Raw genomic sequence first — 22,958 nt, forward strand, 5'->3', positions numbered from 1 at the left:
GCGAACAAATCAGCCAGGGGCACCTCAATGGAGGGGTTATTTACCGCCAGCTAGCCATTCAATAGGGCATTGGCCATAGGCATCGATGGCTTCGGTAACATCAGGGGGCATCCGCCTCGCCGAAAGCTGACAGACAAGACTAAGAAAAGTACAAGCGAGTGGTTCACTCCACCCAAAGAGCCTACCCCACCAAATCTGGAGAAACCGAAGCTTGCCGAGCAACTCCAGCAAGCCAGGGTAAAGATCGCGTTGCTAGAAGAGGTGATCCGTATTGCCCAACAGGAGCACGGCCAGGGGCTTGCAAACGTAGCAAAGCCCGCAGACTGCTGGATCAGAGGTGGTTCATCAGGTGGTTCTTACTGAGTGTGCAGTAGGCTGTGTAAGGCTATGGCAGGGCTAAAAATTTACGTAAACTTATGGACGGATTAACCAGGCGACGATCCCCAAAAAATTGTACATCTCTAACCAAACAAGCCAACCTACCAGTAGCTCTATCTATGACTGAAACAACTACGACTGAACCTGTTCTTGTTACCCAAAAACGCCCGCTGCTTGCCTGGGTATTGCTCACGTGCATGGCGTTGGTGTGGGGAAGTTCGTTCATCATGATGAAGAAAGCGTTGGGTGCTTTCACGGTTCAGCAGGTGGCATCGGGCCGGATTTTCTTTGCTTTTTTATTCTTCATTCCATTTCTGGTTGTTCAGGCCCGGCAACCTGATGTGCAACTGGCGCTCCGCAGTCGTTGGCTGGCGCTGCTGGCATCGGGTGTATTGGGTTTTCTGCTACCAGCTTTTTTATTTGCCGAAGCGGGCGCCCACCTAAGCAGTTCGTTGTCAGGCACATTGAATTCACTCAGCCCGATATTTGTGCTGCTCACCGGTACACTACTTTTCAGGCAACAGTTCAAGGCCAACCAGGTATGGGGGATCCTGCTGGGGTTCGTGGGGTCGCTGATCCTGGTCTTTTTTAGTGCTACAGGTACGTTCACCATCAACGGCTACGCCTTGCTTGTCGTGCTGGCAACGATCATGTACGGGGTCAATACCAACCTCATTGGCAAATACCTGAGTCACCTGCCTGCCCTCGTTGCCACGCCCTGGACGTTTGCCTTCGTTGGCCCCATCGCCGGTATTTTTCTGCTGTCTACCGATTTCATCAGCCGGGCTATGGCGACCAATACCCTGGTTCCACTGGGTGCGGTACTGTTTTTAGGCATTATGGCATCGGGGATTACATCGGTACTGTTTATCCGCGTGGTACAACTGGCATCGGGGGTCTTCGCGGCCTCGGTAACGTACCTGATTCCCGTAGTAGCCGTTGTCTGGGGACTCTTCGATGGCGAAACGATCTATATCCAGCAGTACCTTGGCTTAACGATCAGCCTGCTCGGCATCTATCTGGTGAACCGACAGCAGTAAGGCCTTTTAAGCAGGCCAATCGATCAAATTCATCGTGCCATAACTGGCAATTACAGTCATATTCGTATACTTGGCGACGCTCTTCAACCGCTAGTATATGACTCGTCTGCTCCGGCTTTGCCTTACACTCACAACTATTGGCCTATTGTGTTCCTGTAAGGAAAAAGGTACTGACCTACCAGCGCCAACCCCCGACCCCGGCCTCACCTGGCAGCTTAACGACGACTTCCTGTTCGACCGGAAAATTCAGCTCACCAGCTATGCCGATACAAACCTGATCATGCTGGCCGGCACCCAGACAACGGCCATTGCCCCCGGTGACTCACCATCTAAAACCGACACGACGTTTGTGCACTATTCAGGGCAGGCCCAACCCTATGGCCGCACCGACTATCGTCCTTTGCTGCACCCCTCCTTTTTAGGGTTTATCATCAACGACTTCATCAACATTGTGCCTACGGCCAGCCCGGTACAGAGCTACGTCAACACTATAGTCCGGCTTTCATCGCTCGATCCTGATTTTGCCGATTTTGACCTTATTCCTGCGAGTACTGGCGAAACAATGGTTGCCAACAACCAGAACCAGTTGATCGTACCCTACCGCCGCTATGATCGGTCGTACAGCACGCCGGTGATCAACGGCAACCTGGTCAATATTGCCCTGATCACGGTGAACGTACCCAGTCCGCCTTCTATACAGCTCACAACAGGCAACACGAAGCTAATCGACCTGCCCAGCGGCAACTTTTTGCGGGCAATGAGCAGTATTGGCCGCTATTTTCTGGTTTCGGCCGGCAGCGGCACCTACCGGATTTCCCCCGACGGATCGTATCAGAAAACCTATCCTTATCCCTTTCTAAACCTGTTCACGTTCAAAGGAACCGTATACGGTATCACTACGGCGAATACAGGTACACTTAAACTAGCTTCCTCTACCGATCAGGGAAACACCTGGTCAATCCTGGTCGATCAGCTTCCAGATGCCTATCGCCTTTTCACCTATAAAACCGTTAACGATCAGTTGATCGCCACATACAACAGTCAGCTTTTCCAGCTGAAACTCACCCCAACAACGCTGTCGCCCGTTGAGCTGGACAATACCGGGCTGTATGGGAACAAGATCACGTCGGTAGCACAATTCCGGAATACCATTTACGTATCGACCCTCTCAGGCGTTTTTACAAAACCCGTTCGTACCTTTCTGACGCCGAAAAGATCCTGACGCCACTAACCTGAACCTTCCCAATGTACACCGCTTCTGTCAACAACGCCGCGCCCGTTAGCATCGCCATTCAGCCAACGGGCATTACCCTCAACGATGAGCCCTATGGGTGGGATTTGTCGAAACTGGGGGAGGGCAACTTCCATATTCTGAAGAACGACCAGTCCTATTCGGTCGAAGTAATCGCCGTTGACGCCGCGACAAAGACAGTGCAGCTGAAAATCAATGGGCATATCCATGAGGTGCAGGTGAAAGACCGGTTCGACCTTCTGCTGGAAAAAATGGGCATGAGCAACGCGGCGGCCAGCAAGGTCAACGACATTAAAGCCCCTATGCCGGGCCTCATTGTGGGTATATCGGTAGCACCCGGTGATGCCGTCGGCAAGGGTGATACCGTGCTGATCCTGGAAGCGATGAAGATGGAAAACGTGATCAAAGCCCCTGGTGATGGCACCGTCAAAGCCATCAAAATCCAGAAAGGCGACCGGGTAGAGAAAGGGCAGGTATTGGTTGAGTTTTAGAATTGGGTACCAGGCCTACTACCACACTACCCGAAATACCTGCTGGCCACCTCTGGGTTGTATCTGCAGCAAGCCCCTCCCCCCTGGCAACGTACCTGGCCTACTGATTCACCCGTAATGAGCACACTCGCCTGAACGGAATCTCTCCTTTCCTGGCGTGTGTCTTTCTTACCTTTCGCCGCTTTCCTTATCTTTGCCCCCGCAAAAAAGGCACCCTCTGTATGGCTCAACAACCCAAGTACAAACGCATCCTGCTCAAATTGAGTGGTGAGGCACTCGCAGGCCCTGGCGGCTACAACATAGACCCAGCCATTCTGGAGCAATACGCCAAAGAAATCAAGCAGGTGGTCGAACTAGGCGTCGAGGTGGCAGTCGTGATTGGGGGTGGTAATATTTTTCGGGGAGTCTCGGGCGAACGTTCTGGCATCGACCGTGTACAGGGCGATTACATGGGCATGCTGGCTACGGTCATCAACGCCATGGCCCTGCAAAGCTCATTCGAGAAGCAGGGGCTGTTCACCCGCGTGATGTCGGCCATTAAGATGGAACAAATCTGCGAACCCTACGCTCGTCGGCGGGCTGTCCGGCATCTCGAAAAAGGGCGTATCGTTATTTTCGGAGCCGGAACGGGTAACCCCTACTTCACCACCGACAGTACGGCCGCTCTGCGTGCCAACGAGATTGTAGCCGATGTAGTGCTGAAAGGCACGAAAGTGGATGGGGTATACACTGCCGACCCAATGAAAGATAAAACGGCTACCCGTTACACGCACATCACCTTCCAGGACGTTTACGAGAAGAAATTGAGCGTGATGGACTTAACCGCTTTTACGCTCTGCCAGGAAAATAACCTGCCCATCATCGTTTTCAATATGAATGAGCAAGGCAGCCTGCTACGCCTCGTACAGGGCGAAGAGGTGGGCACGTTAATCACCGTAGATTTACCAACAAAATAGAGTTTACAGTCTACTGTTTGCTGTTGCGCTGCCACAGGCAACGTTCCTGGAAAAGCAGCGCAACAGTAAACAGCAAACAGTAGACTGTAAACTGATTTATTATGGAAGAGATTGAATTATACCTCGATGACGCCAAAGAGACGATGGAAAAGGCGTTCAAACACCTGTCTATCGAATTAACCAAGATTCGGGCCGGTAAGGCATCCCCCGATATGCTGGGCGGCATCCAGATCGACTATTACGGGTCGAAGTCGCCCATCACCAATGTAGCGTCGGTTACGACGCCCGATGCCCGGACGATTGCCATTAAGCCGTTCGACCGGAAGATGATTGGCGAAATCGAGAAGGCAATTCGGAACAGCAACATTGGACTGGCACCAATGAATGACGGTGAACTGATTCGCCTCAGCGTGCCGCCCCTCACCGAAGAACGCCGTCGCGATCTGTTGAAACGGGTAAAACAGGAGATCGAAGTGGCCAAAGTGAACGTACGGAACATTCGCAAAGACACGAACGATGCCATTCGTAAACTGACCAAGGAAGGTGTCTCGGAAGATGCCGTGAAAGTGGGCGAAGAGCGTGTTCAGAAACTGACCGATGCCTTCATCAGCCGCGTCGACGAAACCTATTCAGCTAAAGAGCGCGACATCCTGACGGTATAGGTACGTTAACCGCAACGACGCGAAGGATTACGCAAAAGGGCGCAAAGGATTTACTTTATCTTTTGCGCCCTTTTGCGTAATCCTTCGCGTCGTTGCGGTTAAACATATTAAAACAAAAAACCTGCAAGCGAAGGGCAAGCAGGTTTTTTAAAGACAGCTAAATGGGTAAGCCCTGTGGACTTACCAGATGTAAATATAAGCAGTAGAGCCGATACGCCTTACTTTTTTACAAAATCGCGATGATTAGCCGCTGAGTAAAGTTCTTCCTGAGGCAGGCTGCGGAAATAGTCGTACGTAATTTTCAGCCCTTCTTCCCGCGACACCTTAGGCTCCCAATCCAGTAGCTCTTTGGCCTTTGTAATATCTGGCTGGCGTTGTTTCGGATCATCCACCGGTAATGGCTTCAGAATCAGTTTCTGCGACGTACCTGTGAGTTTTATGATTTCCTCGCCAAACTCCTTGATGGTAATCTCAACCGGGTTACCGATGTTCACCGGGTAAGCATAGTCGCTTAATAACAGCCGATAAATACCGTCGACCAGGTCGGCCACGTAGCAGAATGAGCGTGTTTGTGACCCATCCCCAAAAACTGTCAGATCTTCGCCTCGAAGCGCCTGGCCAATGAATGCGGGCAGAACCCGGCCGTCGTTGAGGCGCATCCGAGGCCCATACGTATTGAAAATACGGACGATGCGCGTCTCCAGCCCATGATAGGTGTGGTAGGCCATGGTCATCGCCTCCTGGAAACGCTTAGCCTCGTCGTATACGCCGCGTGGACCTACCGGGTTCACATTGCCCCAATATTCCTCAGGTTGCGGATGTACCGTTGGATCGCCATATACCTCAGACGTAGACGCGATGAGCACCCGTGCTTTTTTCACCCGGGCCAGGCCCAGGCAATTGTGAATTCCCAGCGAACCCACTTTCAGCGTTTGAATCGGAATCTTTAAATAATCGATCGGGCTGGCCGGCGAAGCGAAATGCAAGATGTAGTCCAGTTCGCCAGGTACGTGAATAAACTTGGATACGTCGTGGTGATAGAACTCAAAGTTAGGTAGCCTGAACAGGTGCTCGATGTTACGCAGGTCGCCTGTGATCAGGTTATCCATAGCAATAACATGATAGCCTTCCTTGATAAACCGATCACATAAATGCGACCCGAGAAAACCCGCACCGCCCGTTATTAATACTCTTTTCATAAGTCGTTAGGCTTGCTGGTCAACTTGGGTGGTTACTACTTCGCGACCAATTGAATAATAGGTATACCCCATCTCACGCATCTGCTCGAGCTCGTACACATTCCGGCCGTCGAAGATCACTTTGTTTTTCAGGAGAAGGTTCATTTTCTCAAACTCGGGCGTACGGAACATCGGCCACTCGGTCATAATAACCAGCGCATCGGCGTCGTCGAGGGCCGCGTAGGACGTGTGTGCAAACGTGATCTGATTCCCTAGAATGTTGCGCACGTTTTCCATCGCTTCCGGGTCATAGGCGGTAATTTTTACCCCTTCCGCCAGCAATTCCCGGATATTGTCGAGGGCCGGTGCTTCCCGAATATCATCGGTATAAGGTTTGAACGCGAGGCCCCATACGGCAATGGTCTTGCCTTTCAGATCGCCACCGAAGTGTTGCTTGATCAGCGGCAACAGGCGCTTTTTCTGCGCGTAGTTCACATCCATCACCGACTGCAACACCTTGAAATCGTAGTCGTAGTCCTGCGCGGTTTTCGCCAGTGCCTGCACATCTTTAGGGAAACAGCTGCCGCCGTAGCCGATGCCGGCAAACAGGAACCGCTTACCGATCCGACTATCCGTGCCGATGCCTTTACGAATGTCGTCGACGTTGGCGCCTACTTTTTCACACAGGTTGGCGATCTCGTTCATGAACGTGATTTTAGTGGCCAAAAACGCATTAGCGGCATATTTGGTCATTTCGGCCGAACGCTCGTCCATGAAAATAACGGGGTTCCCCTGCCGCACCAGCGGTGCATAAAGCCGGTTCATCACTGCCTTCGCTTTGTCAGATCGGGTTCCGATCACCACCCGGTCGGGCTTCATGAAATCTTCGACAGCTACACCTTCGCGCAAAAATTCGGGATTAGACACGACGTCGAAATCAACCTTGGCGTTCTTGACGACACAGGCGTGTACTTTCTCGGCTGTTCCAACGGGAACGGTGCTTTTATCGACGATCACGGCGTATTGCTCCATAATGGGGCCAAGGTCATTGGCTACGCCCAGAATGTATTTCAGATCGGCAGAGCCATCTTCGCCGGGTGGGGTAGGCAAGGCCAGAAAGATGACTTCAGCGCCCTTTATGCCTTCGGTCAGATTGGTGGTGAATTTAAGGCGGCCCTCCTCTACATTCCGGTGAAACAGCACATCGAGGCCAGGTTCGTAGATGGGAATAATGCGGTTATTCAACTTTTCAACTTTCCGCTCGTCGATGTCGACGCAGGTAACCTGATTACCAGTCTCGGCGAAACAAGTGCCGGTAACCAGCCCTACGTACCCCGTACCTACTACTGCTATTTTCATACAAATGGATTATATCCTATAGACGTTTTTTACATGGATAGGTCAACTGTCATTTTGTACTATTTTGACATTGCCTATCGACGGGCACAAAAATAGGCGTTTTTCTTAATTGAGCGCGTTTGCCTCGCAATACACTGATTGAGTGATTTTTTTGTCAATTCCCGGACCACACAGAATACAGCTAAAGGGCCTACTTTCTCCACTATTCTATGGTAATTTTTGGGGATCAAACTATACTATTTTGACAATCATCCTACAGACAAACCAGGCAGTTTTTTATTGAATGGCCACTATAAACATCAACTTCCTAATTCCGTTTACCCTATATACCTTATTACCTGCTTCATCTCTAAACAACGCCCTTAGCGATCCTGTATGATCACCGAAATAGAAGAAAACCAAGTTGATACTGTACAGCTCATTCGTGAGTCAGTGCGCGATTTTGCGGTTCGCCAACTGGCACCACACGTTCGGGAGTGGGACGAATCTCAACATTTTCCGGCCGACGAGTTCAGGCAGATGGGCGCTTTGGGGCTGTTGGGGATGCTCGTTCCGGAAACCTATGGTGGGGCTGGCCTGGGCTATCATGAATACGTAGCGGCCATTGTTGAGCTCTCGAAGGTAGATGGAGCCATTGGCCTGTCGATGGCGGCCCATAATTCGCTTTGCACCAACCACATCCTGCTGTTTGGCAATGAAGCCCAGAAGCGAACGTACCTACCCAGGCTGGCCTCTGGCGAACATATTGGCGCCTGGGGACTCACCGAGCCCAACACAGGATCGGATGCGGGTAACATGCGGACCCGGGCCGTTCGGCAGGAAAATGGCGACTGGCTGCTCAATGGTGCCAAGAACTTCATCACACATGGCCGGTCTGGCAACGTAGCGGTGGTGATTGCCCGAACCGGCGAACCCAACACACCGCACAATGCCACAGCTTTTGTGGTTGAACGCGGCACGGATGGCTTTCGCGGTGGCAAGAAGGAAGATAAGCTGGGAATGCGGGCGTCTGAAACCGCCGAGATGATCTTCGACGACTGCCGGATACCCGACAGCCAACGGCTGGGTGAGATTGGCGACGGCTTCGTTCAATCGTTGAAAGTGCTCGATGGTGGTCGCATCTCTATTGCGGCGCTCAGCCTGGGCATTGCCATGGGCGCCTATGAAGCGGCGCTGGCCTACGCAAAGGAACGGCAGCAGTTTGGCCAGGCGATTTTTAATTTTCAGGGTATTTCCTTCAAACTGGCCGATATGGCTACAGATATTGAAGCGGCACGGCTGCTGATCGACCACGCCGCCACCTTGAAAAACCAGCACAAGCCTGTCACCAAAGCATCGGCGATGGCAAAACTCTTTGCCTCGGAGGTGTCGGTACGGGTAGCCAACGATGCTATTCAGATTCTTGGCGGCTACGGCTACATCAAGGATTATCCGGTCGAGAAATTCTACCGCGACGCCAAACTATGTACCATTGGCGAAGGCACCAGCGAGATTCAGAAGCTGGTGATTGCCCGACAGTTACTGTAGTCAGCGAAGCACTGTCAATTCACCTCGATACGATTCATCGGGAAAACCCGTGCGGATCAGGTACGTATATACGCCCGACGGGACAGGCGTTTCCCCCGTTTGTCCCGTCCAGGGTGTTGCATACCCTTTTGAGTAAAAAATAAGGCTGCCCCATCGATTGAAGATAAACACTTCGGCATCGGGCATCGATTCGATGTTCTGCAACATCCAGGTGTCATTCTTCCCGTCGTTATTTGGTGTAAAAGCCGACGGAATAAACAGCCGGTTGGCCACAGTTACCTGAATGCGCATGGTAGCTTCGCAACCTCCCGGACTAACCCCCTTAACCCGGTACGTGACGCTATCGAGCGGTGTGCAAACAGGGCTAAACGCCGTTGGATCGTTCAGGTACAGGGGCGGTTGCCACGTGAGCCCTGTACCGGGTAAACTGGCGTTGACTGGTAGCGGTACACCAACGCCCGGCACAACGCGATACGCTGTCTTTCCGCTGAGGGTAAGCCCCGGCGAAACGGTGACAGCCACTGCCTGCGAAACGGTTTCGTTGGTGCAGGTCGTAGCCGAGCTTTTCACCACGGTGTACGTACCTGAGCTATTAACGACCAGCGTCGACCCGGTTGAACCAATCAGATTACTGTCATCTTTCTGCCATTGATACGACCATTTTGAGTCGTTTTCGGTGGTAAGGGTTACCGAGGCGGGTACGCAAACCGACACGGCCGTTAGCGGCTGGCCTTTGCTGAGAATCACGGCGGGTGGCGGGGTAATGGCCGTACATTCGACAACGGGCAGTTGAAAATCGCGCCGTACCAGCCCAATCCGTACGCCATTGCGCCATTCTTCAACCTGCACGGTGAACAGAAACAATCCCTGACTGGTGGCCTTAACGGTTAATTTGCCCGACGAACTAATGCTCAGCGCCGGGTTGCCAGGAATGGCGTTCTGCGCGCTTAACCCCGATGCCCAGGAGATGAGCGGGAAAGAATTGTGAGCCACCGGGGTCACTAACGGATCTGTTACCGACGTGAACCCGCGCATCGGCGTCACCAGCGAATAACGAAGCTCGTCGCCATCGGCATCTGTCGCGCTGAAATCAGTGGCAAACAGTTTATCCTGGCAAATGTATTCGCCATTGGGAAACCCAATCTCGGGCGATGAGTTGAGTATATCGACTCCATTCCGCACCATGGCGGGCAACTCCAGGTAAAAAAGCATCCCTACATTGGTGCCATTAGCCAGATTGCTGATGTCATTGTTCCGGCAGCACCGATCCCAGGCAATGTAATAGCCCTCTGGATCTGAATAGCGGTTTTTATCGAACTGAAACGTGGTGTTATAGATGGCTTTCAGCGTACGTAAGTTGCGCTGCTGGGCACAAAGCACGTTTTTGTAGGCGACTGACGTAGCCTGCCGAAACACCAGCCGGACGGTATCCATCAATGCATTATCGCGCTTTCGGAAGATGCCCACCGTTGCACTCGGATCGCGGTTACCTGTATTGGCATTTAGCTCGTTCCAGTACTGATTCATTTGAAGCAGAAACAGGCCGGGCGTTTTATTCACTACCCGCATCGTGAGTTCGCCACCCATGATGTGAGAAGCCAGCCCGGTGCGACACCATAATACCATCGCGAGTACAACGTACCTGGGCGCTTTTTTCAGTCTGTATACGTTTATCATCCCTTATTCGCTCCACCTGCAAGTCAACTGTAAAGCTATGAGTATCATAGCTAAACTGCATTTTGGTACGCTGCTTTCTTATTAAATGTTGCCGGACATAAACATTATGTTTTAACTATTGAATATTATTGCATTTATATATCACAAATAAAACATAGTCGCTTTACTCCGTTCAGTCATGATTCGCCTTACGCATGCACAAATGCAGCATCTTTTTGCGCTCCATGAATACATCCGGGACCACTTCACCAAGATGGACTGGATTAAGCTGGCGTACCTGACGAATAGTCTTGATGTCATCAACGACCACCCACGCCTGCTACGCAGCCTCGATTTCAGAGATGCTGATTACGAAGGCAACAGCCTGCAGGTATTGGCCCGGATCATAGACGCAGACCCGGAGTACCTGGCTGACGTGGATCAATTTATTGCCGAAAAAAAAGCGAGGGAGAAACAATCTATGGCTAACGTTAACGACGAATTTATTTCAACAAACCGCCCAACCAGTCCCGAACGGGTCATTCGGTTTGCGCCCGATGTATTTCAGATTCCGAACAAGCCGATAGAGCCGCTGATGCTGTCGGTCATGATGCCGTTCGAGGGCCGGTTTAACGGAACGTACCTGGCGATCCGCAACGTCTGTGCGCGCCTGCGCATTACCTGCCGTCGCGCCGATGATATCTGGGATAACAGTATTCTGATTCAGGATGTGTTCGACCTTATTTTCACGAGCCGTGTTGTTATCACCGATTTTACGGATCGAAATCCTAACGTGTTTTACGAAACCGGTGTAGCCCATACGCTGGGCAAGTTGGTCATTCCGATTACACAGTCAGTGGCCGATATTCCGTTCGACCTCCGGCACCACCGGGCACTAACGTACCTGCCCAACCAGGAAGGGCTACTGAAACTGGAGGCCGATTTAGAAAAAAAACTGGCCCGCGTTTTCAGTACATGAACGCAGCTACAGGTTATCTCCAGATTTGAGCCGTTTGTTTGCAGAAGTGGACCGTTCGTCGGTTTCACGCCGACGCTATGAACCAAACCAGGCTTTCTGAGGCTGTTATGAGAGAACTTATTAAACTCTCCTGGTCTTCCATGAACCGTACTCTACTTCTGTCCATTGTACTTCACCTGTTTATCAGCCACCTAGGACGTACCCAGTCTGTACCCAACCGGGGGCAACTGGTGGGGCAGATCATAGACGCCGCCACGCAGCAGCCGATGCCTTTTGCGACGGTAGCTGTCTGGAAAAAAGCCGGTGCTGACAGTACGCTTGCCGGTGGGGCACAAACCGACGATCAGGGTCGTTTTTCGGTAACAAACCTGCCTCTCGAAAAGCTGTGGGCAGTTGCTTCGTTTGTAGGCTACGTGTCGAACGGCCAAACGGTTACGCTGACAGACAATGCCTTAACGGCTGATCTGGGTACGTTATCGCTTCGTTCCGACTCCCGTTTACTCAACGAGGTGAAGGTAACCGGCGAGAAATCAGTGGTCTCTTTGAGCACCGAGAAACAGGTATTCAACGTGGCTAAAAACCTCACAACGGTGGGTGGCACGGCCGAATCACTGCTGCGGAACGTGCCCTCGATCATTGTCGACGAAAGCGGCAATGCAACCCTCCGCAATCTGGCCACCACTATTTACATCAACGGCAAGCCCACGCAGCTTACCCTGGCGCAGATTCCGGCCAACCAGATTGAATCGGTCGAGGTGATTACCAATCCCTCTGCGCGGTACGATGCCTCTACGTCGGGCGGAATTGTGAACCTTGTCTTGAAAAAGAACCGGCAACCGGGCTACAACGGGCTGGTGAGCGTGGGCATTGGCAACAACAATCGCTACGATGCTACGGCCAACATCGACTGGCGGAAAGGTCGCTGGAACGTGACGGCCCTCTACAGCCTGAACGCCACGCAAAACCCGCTGACCGGGTACGTTAACCGCACCAATCGGGATGCCGTAACGGGGAAGGCAACGAGCTTCTTCGACCAGAATACCAGTATTCAGCTAAACAATACCTTCCAGAACGGGCGCTTGGCGGTCGACTATACCGCCAGCCCAAAAGACGTGCTGACGGTGGCGGGTACGCTGGCGGAAGGCGCGTTCAATAACGCCTCCGACCAGCAGTATACCTACCGCGATGCCGCCGGTAACCGGACCAGCTACGGAGGTCGCACGGTTGACCCGCACAACAATTTCACCAACATAGGGGCCGAATTTGACTGGAAACACAGTTTTTCGCGCAAAGGGCAGGAACTGAGCCTGACCACCTCGGTCAACCGCAATCAGATCTCCAACGCCGCCAACTGGTACACCACTTCTTTTTTGTCAGAAGCGGGCACAACCACGGGCATCACCCAGCGCGGTTTTCCCGAACGTGACCGCATCGACGGGCGAACGGCCGGTACGCAATACCTGGCGCAGCTCGACTACGTGCGGCCAATGGGTGATTCGGCAAAATGGGAGTTTGGGGCGCGTAGCTTCACGTTTGCCCGCGATCAGCAGTATTTTTTTAACCAGCAGAATGAGGCCACCCAAGCCTACCAACTCCTGATTCCCTACTCGCAGAACGCGGCCATTACCGAAACGGTCAACGCCGTTTATGCTATGTATACCAAGCAGTTTCGCAATGGCATCGGCATTCAGGCGGGCCTGCGGCTGGAACAGTCGAGCCTTAGCGGGCTGAACCGCTTCGACAACAGCTCGTTTGGCTACAACTACCCGTCGGCGAGTGGACAGAACTGGTTTCAGGCCTTCTTCCCTACCTTTTCGGCCACCAAAAAACTGAGCGAATCAAGCGAACTGGGTCTGAGCCTGAGCCGGAAAGTGGGTCGTCCTGGTTTTCGGCAGATTTCGGCGGGGATTCAGGCCAGTGACCGGCAGAACATCACGATTGGAAATCCGGCCCTGCGCCCGGAATTCGTGAATACCGCCGAACTGATTTACAACCGCACGTTTGGCGCGGCACAATGGCTGGCAACGGCTTATTACATCTACGAAGATCACACCATCAAGCCCTTCGTGCAGCCCTCGGCCACCGATTCATCGCTGCTCGTGACCACCTTCGTCAACGTAAAAGCCGACATTCAGTACGGCCTCGACCAAACGCTGAAAGTAGACTGGGGGCGGCATTTAAGCCTGTTGGGCAGTCTGAACCTGCGTCATTTCATCATTCAGTCGACCACGATGCAGAATGAGTTATGGGTATACAACGCCAAAATAAACCTGACCTACCGCTTCCCGGCCAACATTACGGCGCAGGTTACCGGCACCCGCGACAGCCGGTCGGTGCAGTTACAGGGCTATCGGTTACCAATTATGGCCGCCGATTTTGCCTTGCGAAAAGGGCTTTGGCAGAACCGGGGCAGCCTGGTGTTCAGCGTCAACGACATCTTCAATTCACGGCGGTTTGTAACGACCTATGAACAGCCCACTGTTTTTCAGCAGTCGATGAACCGGCGCGATGTACGCTATTTTAAACTGACGCTTCAGGTACCACTGGGTAGCACCGAAGCGGGTAAACGCAAAGAACGCAAGCTGGATCGACCCGACGTTGACTTCAGTAATTAACCGCAACTACCTGTACCGATGCTTCCCTTATTCAGCACCAACTGAGTAAGGGAAGCATCGGTACGTATATACAATACCGTTAGCGTTTCCACTGCGCCAGGTACGTTGTTCTAAGGCCGAAAAACGCTTCTCTGGAACGGCTGCTTTCTGAATGACCAGGCTCTCATGCGTGTTAATTACTCATAACCATGTTATCAAAAAAATAAGCTATTATATTTTCGTAAACTTCTTATTGTCAAATCATTAAATCACAAAAACGGCTTGTCAACGACTGGTAAAGGAGCCTACATTTACAGCATCAATAAACACCTGATGCGTACATCTACTTAGTAGCGTTCGCGATGATAACGCGCTGGTTGTACACGAATTATCTCCTCTGCGTACCCATGTCACTAAGCAAGTCAACCGTAGCCGCTGCCCTCTGGCTAATCACCTGCCTGCTGGGGCAGGCCATTGCCCAGCCCACTTATCAATTCCTGTCCAAAATCAGTTTGCCCGGCGATGGCAAGTGGGATTATTTGAAAATGGACGGTGAGCGCGAACGGCTCTTTGTCTCACACGGCGACCGGATTCATATCATCGACCTGAAAACCGACGCGCCCATCGGCGAAATCACCGGCCTGAAAGGCGTTCACGGAATTGGGCTGGCCAAAGACCTCACCAAAGGCTATATCACCAACGGCACTGACAACACCATCACGGTATTCGATTACAACACGTTCAAGGTGCTCCAAACCATTCAGGTAGACGGCAAAAAGGCCGATGCCGTGCTGTATGATAAGTTCTCGAAGCAAATTTTTGTCTTCAATAACGGCAGTGGCAATGCCATTGTCATCGACGCAGTTACGGATCAGGTTGTTGGGAAAATTGAGATGGGCGGCGCACCGGAATTTGCCTGTACCAACGACAAAGGCAGTGTATTCAATAATAACGAAGACACCAACGAGATTTTTGAGATCGACACGAAGACGTTGACCGTCAAACACAAGTTCTCGCTTGCCCCCAACGAAGTAGCCACTGGCCTTACCATCGACGTGGCCAATAATCGCCTGTTTTCGGTTTGCCGCAAAACCAAAACGCTGGTCATCCTCGACGCATCGACGGGTAAAATCATTCAGGCGCTACCTATTGGCGGCGGGGTCGATGGCGTGATTTACGACAAAGACCTGAAGCTGATTATCACCTCGAACGGCGAGGGCAGCGCCACCATCGTTCATCAGGACACGCCCGATCAGTACCGGGTTGTACAAACGCTGGCCACGAAACCCGGCCAGAAAACCATTGTTCACCGGGGAACTACCCACCGCATTTTTCTGAGCGGAGCCGACTACAAAGAGGGCACTAAAGAACTGCTACCAGGTACGTTCGGCGTGTCGGTCTACGGGCCTAAAGCCAACTAAAAAAGCCAATCCAATCCGGTTTACTCATTTTCTAAAGCCTTTTCCGGTGCTTGTCTGGCCGCGCTTTGCCGTTGATAATCCCGCAAACGTCTAGTTGACCTGCATCCTGTTTTTCACAGTTACTTATGAAACACCTCTTACTTATCCTCTTATTTATCAGCAGTCTAGCGGCACAGGCAGCCACGCTGAAAGGCCTGATAACCGAAGCAAAAACCGGCGAGTCGCTGGTGGGGGCTACAGTTACGCTGGTGCGGACAACGGGCGGTGGCCCACGCTTCGGAACTGTTGCCGGGCTAGACGGGAGCTACACCCTTCGCAACGTACCTGAAGGATCATACACCCTCACGGTAAGCTACATCAGCTACAAAACGGCCACCCAGGTCATTATGGTGGGGCGCGAAAACCTGACCCAGCACGTGGCCCTGAGCAGCGCCGGTACCGACCTGATGGAGGTGGTGGTGTCGGGCAGAGGTGACCGGGAAAGCGACCAGAGCGTGCGAAAAACCGAACAGAAAGCTGATAACGTCCTGAATATCATTGGGGCTAAAGCCATTTCGCTGCTTCCCGACATCACCGTTGCCAACGTGCTTCAGCGGGTGTCGGGCGTATCCATTGTGCGGAACGCCAGCGGCGATGGGCAGTTTGCCATTATCCGGGGCATGGACAAGCGGTATAACTACACGCTCGTCAACGGCATTAAGATTCCCAGCCCCGACAATAAGAACCGGTTTGTGCCGATGGATATTTTCCCGGCCGATCTGCTCGAACGTCTGGAAGTGGTGAAAGCCCTGACCCCCAGCATGGAAGGCGATGCCATTGGCGGATCCATGAACATGATTATGCGCTCGGCCCCGGATCACCTGGTGCTGACGGCAACGGCATCGGGCGGCTACAGTCAGATTTTCAGCAGCCAGCCTTTCTCAGGATTCAGCACAAACGGCATCAATTTGCGGTCGCCGTCGGAAGTAGCAGGCAGCAACACTTACTACGCGCAACCTGCCGAATTTTCACGTAATCTGTTGAATTACAGCAACGTGAACGTACCTGTAAACGGACTATTCAGCCTGTCGGTTGGCAACCGGATTTTTAATCGTAAACTGGGTTTCCTACTTGGTGGGAGCGATCAGCATACGTACCGGGGCAGCACCTCTACGTATTTTGGTCTCAACGGGCAACCCAGCCCCGACCCCCTGCCCAACACGCCCATTTTTGTGTCGGTCGAAAACCGGATTTATTCCAACGAACAGGCCCGGACGGGGCTGAATGCCAAGTTCGACTACGCCTTTTCCCGCACCGATAGTGGCCCAACCCGGCACAAGCTGAGTCTCTACGGCCTGTTCATGCAACTCGATGATAAGCAGCACCGCCAGATCCTCGGCGATCAACTGACGAAGTTTGGCGACGTATCGACCACCAACCGCTCGGTGTTTCGGCGGCAGAACGTGTACAACGCAACGCTTCAGGGCGATCATGGGCTAACCAGCCATCTGAAGCTGAGCTGGTCGGCGGTGTATTCACTGGCCAAAAGCCAAACCCCAAACTGGACCGACATGAGCGTTACCTACCGCGTTGAGCCGGACCTGAACGGCAACCCGGTTCGAGGTGCCCAGTATATCAACTCCGTTAACTTTATCTGGACGCGCAACAACGACCGCGACCTGACCGGCTACGCCAACCTGGCCTATAACCTGACCCCCACCATCGAACTGTCGGCGGGAGGTATGTATCGGGATAAAAACCGGGATAACTATTACAACGACTACAGCCTGGCAACGGTGCTTCCCGGCGGCGACCGGCAGGTATATACCACGATTGACCAGGCGGTTTTGTCGTTCCGGCCAATCTCTACCGCCCTTTCCGACAGTGCCAATGGGAACAATTACACCGCCAAAGAGCAGATTACGGCGGGTTATCTACAGGGCAAAGTTACGCTGGCCGAACGCTGGCAGTTGGTAGGCGGGGTACGTGTCGAGAATACGATCCAGTCATATATATCGCAGTTGCCGGAAACGAGCGCGGGCAAAACGGGCAAAATCAACTACCTGGATGTGTTGCCCAGCCTGCACCTGAAATACCAGCTATCGAGTCGGGAAAATGTGCGTTTCTCCTATTTCAAAGGCATCAGCCGGCCAGGATATTTTGAACTGGTGCCCGCCAGTTTCCCAGGCGATTACTTCACCGAATCGGGCAATCCGTACCTGAAACACACCGTTGCCGACAACATCGACCTGCGCTACGAACTGTTCCCGCGTGGCAACGAGCAGTTGTTTATCGGCGGTTTTTACAAGAATATCCAGAATCCGATTGAATACGGTTTCAACCAGGTCAGCAACGTTAGAACAGATTACCAGCCGCTCAATTTCGGCACGGCGACCAACTTCGGGGCCGAACTGGTGTTTGCCAAATTCTGGAACAACTGGGGCGTAACGGGCAATTACACCTTTACCAAGTCGAGCATTACCACCACAAAACGGGTCTATGGACGCGATGCGCAGGGATCGACTGCCGTGACCGATGCGTTGCAGACACGCCCGTTGCAGGGGCAGTCAGACCATATTGCCAACCTATCGCTGATCTACAAAAACCAGCAGATCAATTTCGACGCGCAACTGGCTTTTGTTTACACCGGCAAGCGGATCAATATCGTGTCGCCCTATCTGGGCCTCGACTACTGGCAGCGGGGTACGTCGCAACTGGACTTTTCGGCCGAAAAACGCTTTGGCGGCAACAGCCGTTCGACCGCCCGGTTCTCGATTTTTACCAAGATGACCAACCTGCTCAACAACCCGATTATCTCGGAGGTGCTGAAACCGAACAACCTGACCAACCTGCCGGAGCAGACCCGTACCGACCGCATTCTGGTCCAGAAAGACCTGTTCCAGCAAAGTTACCTGCTGGGTCTTCGCTACAGGCATTAATGTGATCACCCTTTGAACCTCATTCAAATTATCTGATTATCAACAGTTTAGTTTAATCAATTGTCTAAAAAATGAAGAAGCAATTTCGCTTGAAAAGCCTCGCTCTGTTTGTCATGGCAGGTCTTACAGCCGGTCTGTCGAGCTGTTCCAAGTCAGAAGAAAACGTGGTTGTGTCGGCTCCGCTGTTTAAAGTGGGGGCGGCTATCAGCACCAAGACGCCGTTACAGGGTGTCATCAAAGGCACCCTCCTCGCCGATTCGACCTATACCGTCAGCGGCAACGTATTCATCGACGATACGCTGGTTATTCAACCGGGAGCCAAAGTGTATATGGATGGCAAAGGGGTGTGGAGCTTTATTGTGAAAGGCACGCTGCTCTCGCTGGGAACCCAGGCCAAGCCCATCTATTTCACGGTACCAACGGCCAGAAAAACCGACGTGCTGGGCGCCGACCCAACCACCGACCCGGCCTATGCGGGCTTGTGGGGCGGTATTCTGGGCGAAACAACGTTCAAGAACATCATCATCAAGTGGACCCATCTGGAATTTGGCGGCGGCACGGTGGTTACTTCGCCCGTATCGTTTATTGCCAACGGGGGCAAAGCCTACGTCGTTTCATCGGCCAACTCAGACGGAATCGTGGTGGTAGAAGATTCGTGGATTTATGGCTCCGTCGATGACCCGATGCGTCCGTTTGGTGGCAAGTACAACGTGATGCGAAACACGTTCGAGAAATGCGGGTTTACGGGTGGCGAAGCCTGGAACGTGAAAGGCGGTACGGTCGGCAACTTTGCCTACAACCTGATTATTGGTTCAGCCACCAACGGACCGAAGGCATCGAACAACGGGCAGAAACCAGCTCAGCCGCAGACCAATGTGCTGTTCTACAACAACACGATGGTACACAACGGCTACCGCCGGTCGGCAGATGGGCGGGGCGGCTCGATCAATTTTGAAGAGGGATCACGGGGTGCTTTTTATAATAACCTGATGGTGAACAGCAAATACGGTCCCCGGATCGTGGGTGCCACGGCCACCTACGCCGGAAATGCACTCGTGGTTGCCGATACGGCCAACATCAAATATGGCTACAACTACAATTATGTGGATTCGCTGAAAATGGCCAATCAGATTTACCCAGTTGGTTTCACCACCAAGCCCCAGACAACGGATTTCCCGGCTCCTGCCACATACCTGCCAGCGGGTTATAAACTCGGCCAGGCTTATGATGGTACCGCCGTAGTGCAGAAAAACAACCCACTGTTTGTCAATTTCCCGCTGCCCTACACGGCCACCAAAAAAGTGGCCGATGTCAGCTATGTGGGTACGTATAACTTCCGGTTGCAGGCCTCTTCGCCAGCTCTTGGCAAGGGAACAACCAGTTTCTCGCCAATGGCGGTGGTGCCGGTAAGTGCCAACTATGGCTCGTCGGAAATCACCCCGCCCAGCACCGACGTAGGTTGCTACCCATCCAACGGCAAAGGAAATCTGCACTAAGAATATTGTCATTAGGTAGTCATTTATAGTCATTCATAGAAAAACAACAAATGACCATGAATGACTACAAATGGCTACCTAATGTCCGTAAATGACAATGAAACAAACCCTTGCCCTGCTGTTGCTGACGGCCCAACTAGCCTGCGCTCAGGCCAACCCGCCCGCCGACCCGTTTATTGCGCGGCCTTACCTGCAAATTGGCCGTACGCCATCGCCCCTGACCATGCAGGTGCTGTGGCATGCGGCCGATTCGCTGACCAACTGGGCTGTGGAATACCGGACGGGAACTACCGGCGCGTGGAAACCAGCCGATGGTCCAACGTCCGTTCGGGTCGCCGTAGCCAACATAGCTCCGCATACGGTCTACAACGCCTCGCTCACCAACCTCATTCCGGGTGGCAAATTCACCTACCGGGTATTGCAGGCGGGCAAAGTCGTGTTCTCTGCCGAAGGGCAGGCGGTTAAGTCAGCCAGTCAGCCCTACCGGTTTGTGGCTTTTGCCGACATTGGCGCAGAAACACCCGCTCAGAAAAAGTTAGCATCGCGTGCGCTGCTGGCGAAGCCCGATTTTGTGGTGGTTCCCGGCGATATAGTCTATGAGCGTGGCCTTATTTCGGAATACCGGTCGCGGTTCTGGCCAATCTACAACGCCAATAAGCTCGACACCGCAGGCGCACCGCTGCTGCGGTCGATCCCGATGATTACGGCCCCCGGCAACCACGACACCGACACCCGCGACCTGGATAAATACCCCGATGCGCTGGCTTACTTCTACTATTGGAACCAGCCCCTAAACGGCCCAACGGGTACGGAAGGGGGACCCTTGATGCCCGCTTTAATGGCATCGGCCGACAACCGGAAGTTGTTTACCGATGCCGCTGGCGATGCTTATGCGCGTAATATGGCAAACTACTCGTTTGACTACGGCAATGCCCACTGGACGGTCATCGACTCGAACCCGTATGTCGATTACACCGACAAAGCGCTTCAGGACTGGGTGGCCGCTGATCTGGCCAATGCTAAAAAGGCCACCTGGCGGTTTGTCATGTTTCACCATCCGGGCTTCAATTCGGCACGTGAACATTACGAGCAGCAGCACACCCGCCTGATGTCGCCCATTTTTGAAGCCGGTAAGGTCGATGTGGTTTTCAACGGCCACGTGCATAACTACCAACGGTCGTACCCGCTGACGTTTGTACCGGACAAAAAAGGGGTACTGCTCGTAGCGAGCATGGGAGCCAAAGCAGCAAGAGGCCGGGTTGTGAACGGTCGCTGGACACTCGACAAGTCGTTCAATGGAAAAACGAAAACCAAACCCAGGGGCATTATTTATCTGGTAACGGGCGCGGGGGGCCAAACGCTGTATAACCCGGAACAAAACAACGATCCCGATTCGTGGCAGAAATTCACCGCCAAATTCTTCTCGAACGTTCACTCGCTGACAGTCGCCGACGTAACGGGCCAAACCCTGACGATCCGGCAGGTTGATGTAAATGGAAAGGAGCTGGATTCGTTTAAAGTAACGAAGTAGTCATTAGCCTATCGCTTCAGAAATACGTTGAAACGAGCAGCAACCAGTAACTTGCGCCGGGCTTAGGTCCGGCGTTTTGTTTTTGCTCCGGTATGAAATCACTTCTCCTTTTCCTCCTCACGCTATGCATCGGCAGTAGTTGTCACCAACCGGATTCCGCTTCCGGCCAGGCAACCAACCCGCCCGACTCGCTGGTGTGGCCTGGCTATTCCATTAACAGCTTGAAAACCGATACCACGCTGTTTGCTCAACCTGAGCAGGTGGGCAAACTGGCCGATGGCGACCTTTCAGAATCGTCGGGAATAGCAGCCAGCCCGCAGAATCCGGGTTACTTCTGGACACAGGAGGATTCGGGTAATCCGAATGAGATTCAGTTGATCAACCAGGAAGGCGATGTAGTTGGTGCGTACACGCTGGCGGGGCTTACCAACCGCGACTGGGAAGAGATTACCGTTGGGCCGGGGCCAATTCCGGGTAAGCGTTATGTGTATGTGGCCGAGATCGGCGATAACCAGCTCCGTTATTCCACCAAAATCATTTACCGTTTTCTAGAGCCAACGCTCGATACCACCAGGCTACCCGTTCGGGAAACCATTACGGCCATCGACAGCATTAAACTGACCCTGCCCGACGGCCCCAAAAACGCGGAAGCTATTTTGCTCGATCCAGGTACGCTGGATCTGTATTTGCTGTCGAAAGAGGCCTATTGCGTACTCTACAAAGCCAGTTACCCGCAGTCACTTACGCAGACAACGATGATGGAAAAACTGCTGGTAACGCCCCTCGATTACCTCACGGCAGCGGCTATGTCGCCGGATGGAAAAGAGATGCTGATACGTACCTACGACCAGTTGTTTTACTTCACCCGGCAACCCGGCGAATCGGTGGTTGATGCCCTCAAACGGCCACCACTCTTGCTGCCGCTGGCTCAGGAGGCGCAGGGCGAAGCCATCGGTTGGGCTGCCAACGGGGCGGGCTATTATACCACGAGCGAACGGACTTTCTTTTTCGCCGAACCTCTTTATTTCTACCTCCGAAACTAAGCGGCTAGGTACGTTGCCCCAGCCGCATTGAGTTCTGCTACTTGATGGGCTTGCCCGCTGCGTCGAACAGCAGGTCTTTACCGCCTACTTCGGCTTCATACGTTTTCACGCCTTTTGCATCCACAATTTCGGCGGCTTCCGTAATCTTTTTACCGGGTGCTTTTTTGGCTACGTAGTCGCGTATAACGGCAGGTAAGGCACTAACCCCGATAACCGTTTCTGTTTCTTTCACCACACCTTTGGCATCCAGCACCACCGACATCGACTTGCCGTTTTGCTTGAATCCGACTTCATAATCGGCGTTTTCTTTGCTGTATTTTACGTTCTTAGCGGTTGGATACAGTTTGGCAATGGCTGCTTTGACGGCGGCGGGTGTGGTGTCTTTCAGCGTACCGGTCATGGGCGAGGCAGGCCGCGTTGAGGCGGCAGTTCCTACCCCCAGCAGGGCAGCAATCAGGAGGGGTTTCATAAGCTCAT

The 22,958-nt window shown here is 52.9% G+C and carries 17 protein-coding genes; 13 read left to right on the plus strand and 4 right to left on the minus strand.

From position 1 onward, the window contains the following. Positions 1-497: 497 nt before the first annotated feature. From ACAW75_RS06900 to frr, 5 genes are all read left to right on the plus strand, one after another. On the plus strand, positions 498-1,418 hold the full coding sequence (locus tag ACAW75_RS06900) for a DMT family transporter (RefSeq protein ID WP_370727949.1): 921 nt from the start codon (positions 498-500) through the stop codon (positions 1,416-1,418). A 97-nt stretch (positions 1,419-1,515) separates the two neighbouring features. Further along, a complete protein-coding gene (locus ACAW75_RS06905) occupies positions 1,516-2,640 on the plus strand; it encodes a hypothetical protein (RefSeq protein ID WP_370727950.1) in 1,125 nt (374 codons plus the stop codon). A 23-nt stretch (positions 2,641-2,663) separates the two neighbouring features. Next, a complete protein-coding gene (locus ACAW75_RS06910; RefSeq protein ID WP_370727951.1) occupies positions 2,664-3,161 on the plus strand; it encodes a biotin/lipoyl-containing protein in 498 nt (165 codons plus the stop codon). 221 nt (positions 3,162-3,382) lie between these two features. Beyond that, a complete protein-coding gene (gene pyrH, locus ACAW75_RS06915; RefSeq protein WP_370727952.1) occupies positions 3,383-4,117 on the plus strand; it encodes a UMP kinase in 735 nt (244 codons plus the stop codon). A 101-nt stretch (positions 4,118-4,218) separates the two neighbouring features. Then, complete coding sequence (gene frr / locus ACAW75_RS06920; protein WP_370727953.1) at positions 4,219-4,779, plus strand: ribosome recycling factor; 561 nt, start codon at positions 4,219-4,221, stop codon at positions 4,777-4,779. A 218-nt stretch (positions 4,780-4,997) separates the two neighbouring features. On the opposite strand, the gene ACAW75_RS06925 is transcribed toward frr, so the two are convergent. Continuing rightward, entirely contained in the window at positions 4,998-5,978 is a 981-nt protein-coding gene (locus tag ACAW75_RS06925) for a UDP-glucuronic acid decarboxylase family protein (protein WP_370727954.1), read from the minus strand. A 6-nt stretch (positions 5,979-5,984) separates the two neighbouring features. Then, positions 5,985-7,316 (minus strand): UDP-glucose dehydrogenase family protein, encoded by a 1,332-nt coding sequence (locus ACAW75_RS06930; RefSeq protein ID WP_370727955.1) that lies wholly within the window; start codon positions 7,314-7,316, stop codon positions 5,985-5,987. 375 nt (positions 7,317-7,691) lie between these two features. Between ACAW75_RS06930 and ACAW75_RS06935 the strand changes: the two genes are divergently transcribed. Further along, a complete protein-coding gene (locus ACAW75_RS06935; protein WP_370727956.1) occupies positions 7,692-8,843 on the plus strand; it encodes an acyl-CoA dehydrogenase family protein in 1,152 nt (383 codons plus the stop codon). Here the strand turns inward: ACAW75_RS06935 and ACAW75_RS06940 are convergent, their stop codons facing one another. Then, positions 8,844-10,430: a gliding motility-associated C-terminal domain-containing protein gene (locus tag ACAW75_RS06940; protein ID WP_370727957.1), complete on the minus strand. Its 1,587-nt coding sequence runs from the start codon at positions 10,428-10,430 to the stop codon at positions 8,844-8,846. It lies immediately after the preceding gene. Between the two features lie 268 nt (positions 10,431-10,698). Here ACAW75_RS06940 and ACAW75_RS06945 point away from each other — a divergent pair, with 268 nt between their 5' ends. The 7 genes from ACAW75_RS06945 (at position 10,699) to ACAW75_RS06975 (ending at position 22,481) form a co-directional block, all read left to right on the plus strand. Further along, complete coding sequence (locus ACAW75_RS06945; protein ID WP_370727958.1) at positions 10,699-11,478, plus strand: hypothetical protein; 780 nt, start codon at positions 10,699-10,701, stop codon at positions 11,476-11,478. A gap of 140 nt (positions 11,479-11,618) precedes the next feature. Next, positions 11,619-14,093 (plus strand): TonB-dependent receptor, encoded by a 2,475-nt coding sequence (locus ACAW75_RS06950; protein ID WP_370727959.1) that lies wholly within the window; start codon positions 11,619-11,621, stop codon positions 14,091-14,093. Positions 14,094-14,479: 386 nt separating this feature from the next. Next, positions 14,480-15,493, plus strand: coding sequence for a YncE family protein (locus tag ACAW75_RS06955; RefSeq protein WP_370727960.1), 1,014 nt, complete (start codon positions 14,480-14,482; stop codon positions 15,491-15,493). A gap of 125 nt (positions 15,494-15,618) precedes the next feature. After that, positions 15,619-18,411: a TonB-dependent receptor gene (locus tag ACAW75_RS06960; protein WP_370727961.1), complete on the plus strand. Its 2,793-nt coding sequence runs from the start codon at positions 15,619-15,621 to the stop codon at positions 18,409-18,411. 71 nt (positions 18,412-18,482) lie between these two features. Further along, positions 18,483-19,907, plus strand: coding sequence for a hypothetical protein (locus tag ACAW75_RS06965; protein ID WP_370727962.1), 1,425 nt, complete (start codon positions 18,483-18,485; stop codon positions 19,905-19,907). Positions 19,908-20,004: 97 nt separating this feature from the next. Continuing rightward, on the plus strand, positions 20,005-21,438 hold the full coding sequence (locus ACAW75_RS06970) for a purple acid phosphatase family protein (protein WP_370727963.1): 1,434 nt from the start codon (positions 20,005-20,007) through the stop codon (positions 21,436-21,438). Positions 21,439-21,530: 92 nt separating this feature from the next. Next, entirely contained in the window at positions 21,531-22,481 is a 951-nt protein-coding gene (locus ACAW75_RS06975) for a hypothetical protein (RefSeq protein WP_370727964.1), read from the plus strand. 37 nt (positions 22,482-22,518) lie between these two features. Here ACAW75_RS06975 and ACAW75_RS06980 read toward each other — a convergent pair whose 3' ends face one another. After that, entirely contained in the window at positions 22,519-22,950 is a 432-nt protein-coding gene (locus tag ACAW75_RS06980; RefSeq protein WP_370727965.1) for a PepSY-like domain-containing protein, read from the minus strand. Positions 22,951-22,958: the final 8 nt, after the last annotated feature.

This window comes from Fibrella arboris (assembly GCF_041321095.1).
GTDB classification, from domain to species: Bacteria; Bacteroidota; Bacteroidia; order Cytophagales; family Spirosomataceae; genus Fibrella; species Fibrella arboris.

What these genes read in the sequence shown, in the direction of transcription:
- ACAW75_RS06900 (WP_370727949.1), top strand. Translation starts at nt 498, where the DNA reads ATGACTGAAACAACTACGACTGAACCTGTTCTTGTTACCCAAAAACGC.
- ACAW75_RS06905 (WP_370727950.1), top strand. Translation starts at nt 1,516, where the DNA reads ATGACTCGTCTGCTCCGGCTTTGCCTTACACTCACAACTATTGGCCTA.
- ACAW75_RS06910 (WP_370727951.1), top strand. Translation starts at nt 2,664, where the DNA reads ATGTACACCGCTTCTGTCAACAACGCCGCGCCCGTTAGCATCGCCATT.
- pyrH (WP_370727952.1), top strand. Translation starts at nt 3,383, where the DNA reads ATGGCTCAACAACCCAAGTACAAACGCATCCTGCTCAAATTGAGTGGT.
- frr (WP_370727953.1), top strand. Translation starts at nt 4,219, where the DNA reads ATGGAAGAGATTGAATTATACCTCGATGACGCCAAAGAGACGATGGAA.
- ACAW75_RS06925 (WP_370727954.1), bottom strand. Translation starts at nt 5,978, where the DNA reads ATGAAAAGAGTATTAATAACGGGCGGTGCGGGTTTTCTCGGGTCGCAT.
- ACAW75_RS06930 (WP_370727955.1), bottom strand. Translation starts at nt 7,316, where the DNA reads ATGAAAATAGCAGTAGTAGGTACGGGGTACGTAGGGCTGGTTACCGGC.
- ACAW75_RS06935 (WP_370727956.1), top strand. Translation starts at nt 7,692, where the DNA reads ATGATCACCGAAATAGAAGAAAACCAAGTTGATACTGTACAGCTCATT.
- ACAW75_RS06940 (WP_370727957.1), bottom strand. Translation starts at nt 10,430, where the DNA reads ATGGGTGGCGAACTCACGATGCGGGTAGTGAATAAAACGCCCGGCCTG.
- ACAW75_RS06945 (WP_370727958.1), top strand. Translation starts at nt 10,699, where the DNA reads ATGATTCGCCTTACGCATGCACAAATGCAGCATCTTTTTGCGCTCCAT.
- ACAW75_RS06950 (WP_370727959.1), top strand. Translation starts at nt 11,619, where the DNA reads ATGAACCGTACTCTACTTCTGTCCATTGTACTTCACCTGTTTATCAGC.
- ACAW75_RS06955 (WP_370727960.1), top strand. Translation starts at nt 14,480, where the DNA reads ATGTCACTAAGCAAGTCAACCGTAGCCGCTGCCCTCTGGCTAATCACC.
- ACAW75_RS06960 (WP_370727961.1), top strand. Translation starts at nt 15,619, where the DNA reads ATGAAACACCTCTTACTTATCCTCTTATTTATCAGCAGTCTAGCGGCA.
- ACAW75_RS06965 (WP_370727962.1), top strand. Translation starts at nt 18,483, where the DNA reads ATGAAGAAGCAATTTCGCTTGAAAAGCCTCGCTCTGTTTGTCATGGCA.
- ACAW75_RS06970 (WP_370727963.1), top strand. Translation starts at nt 20,005, where the DNA reads ATGAAACAAACCCTTGCCCTGCTGTTGCTGACGGCCCAACTAGCCTGC.
- ACAW75_RS06975 (WP_370727964.1), top strand. Translation starts at nt 21,531, where the DNA reads ATGAAATCACTTCTCCTTTTCCTCCTCACGCTATGCATCGGCAGTAGT.
- ACAW75_RS06980 (WP_370727965.1), bottom strand. Translation starts at nt 22,950, where the DNA reads ATGAAACCCCTCCTGATTGCTGCCCTGCTGGGGGTAGGAACTGCCGCC.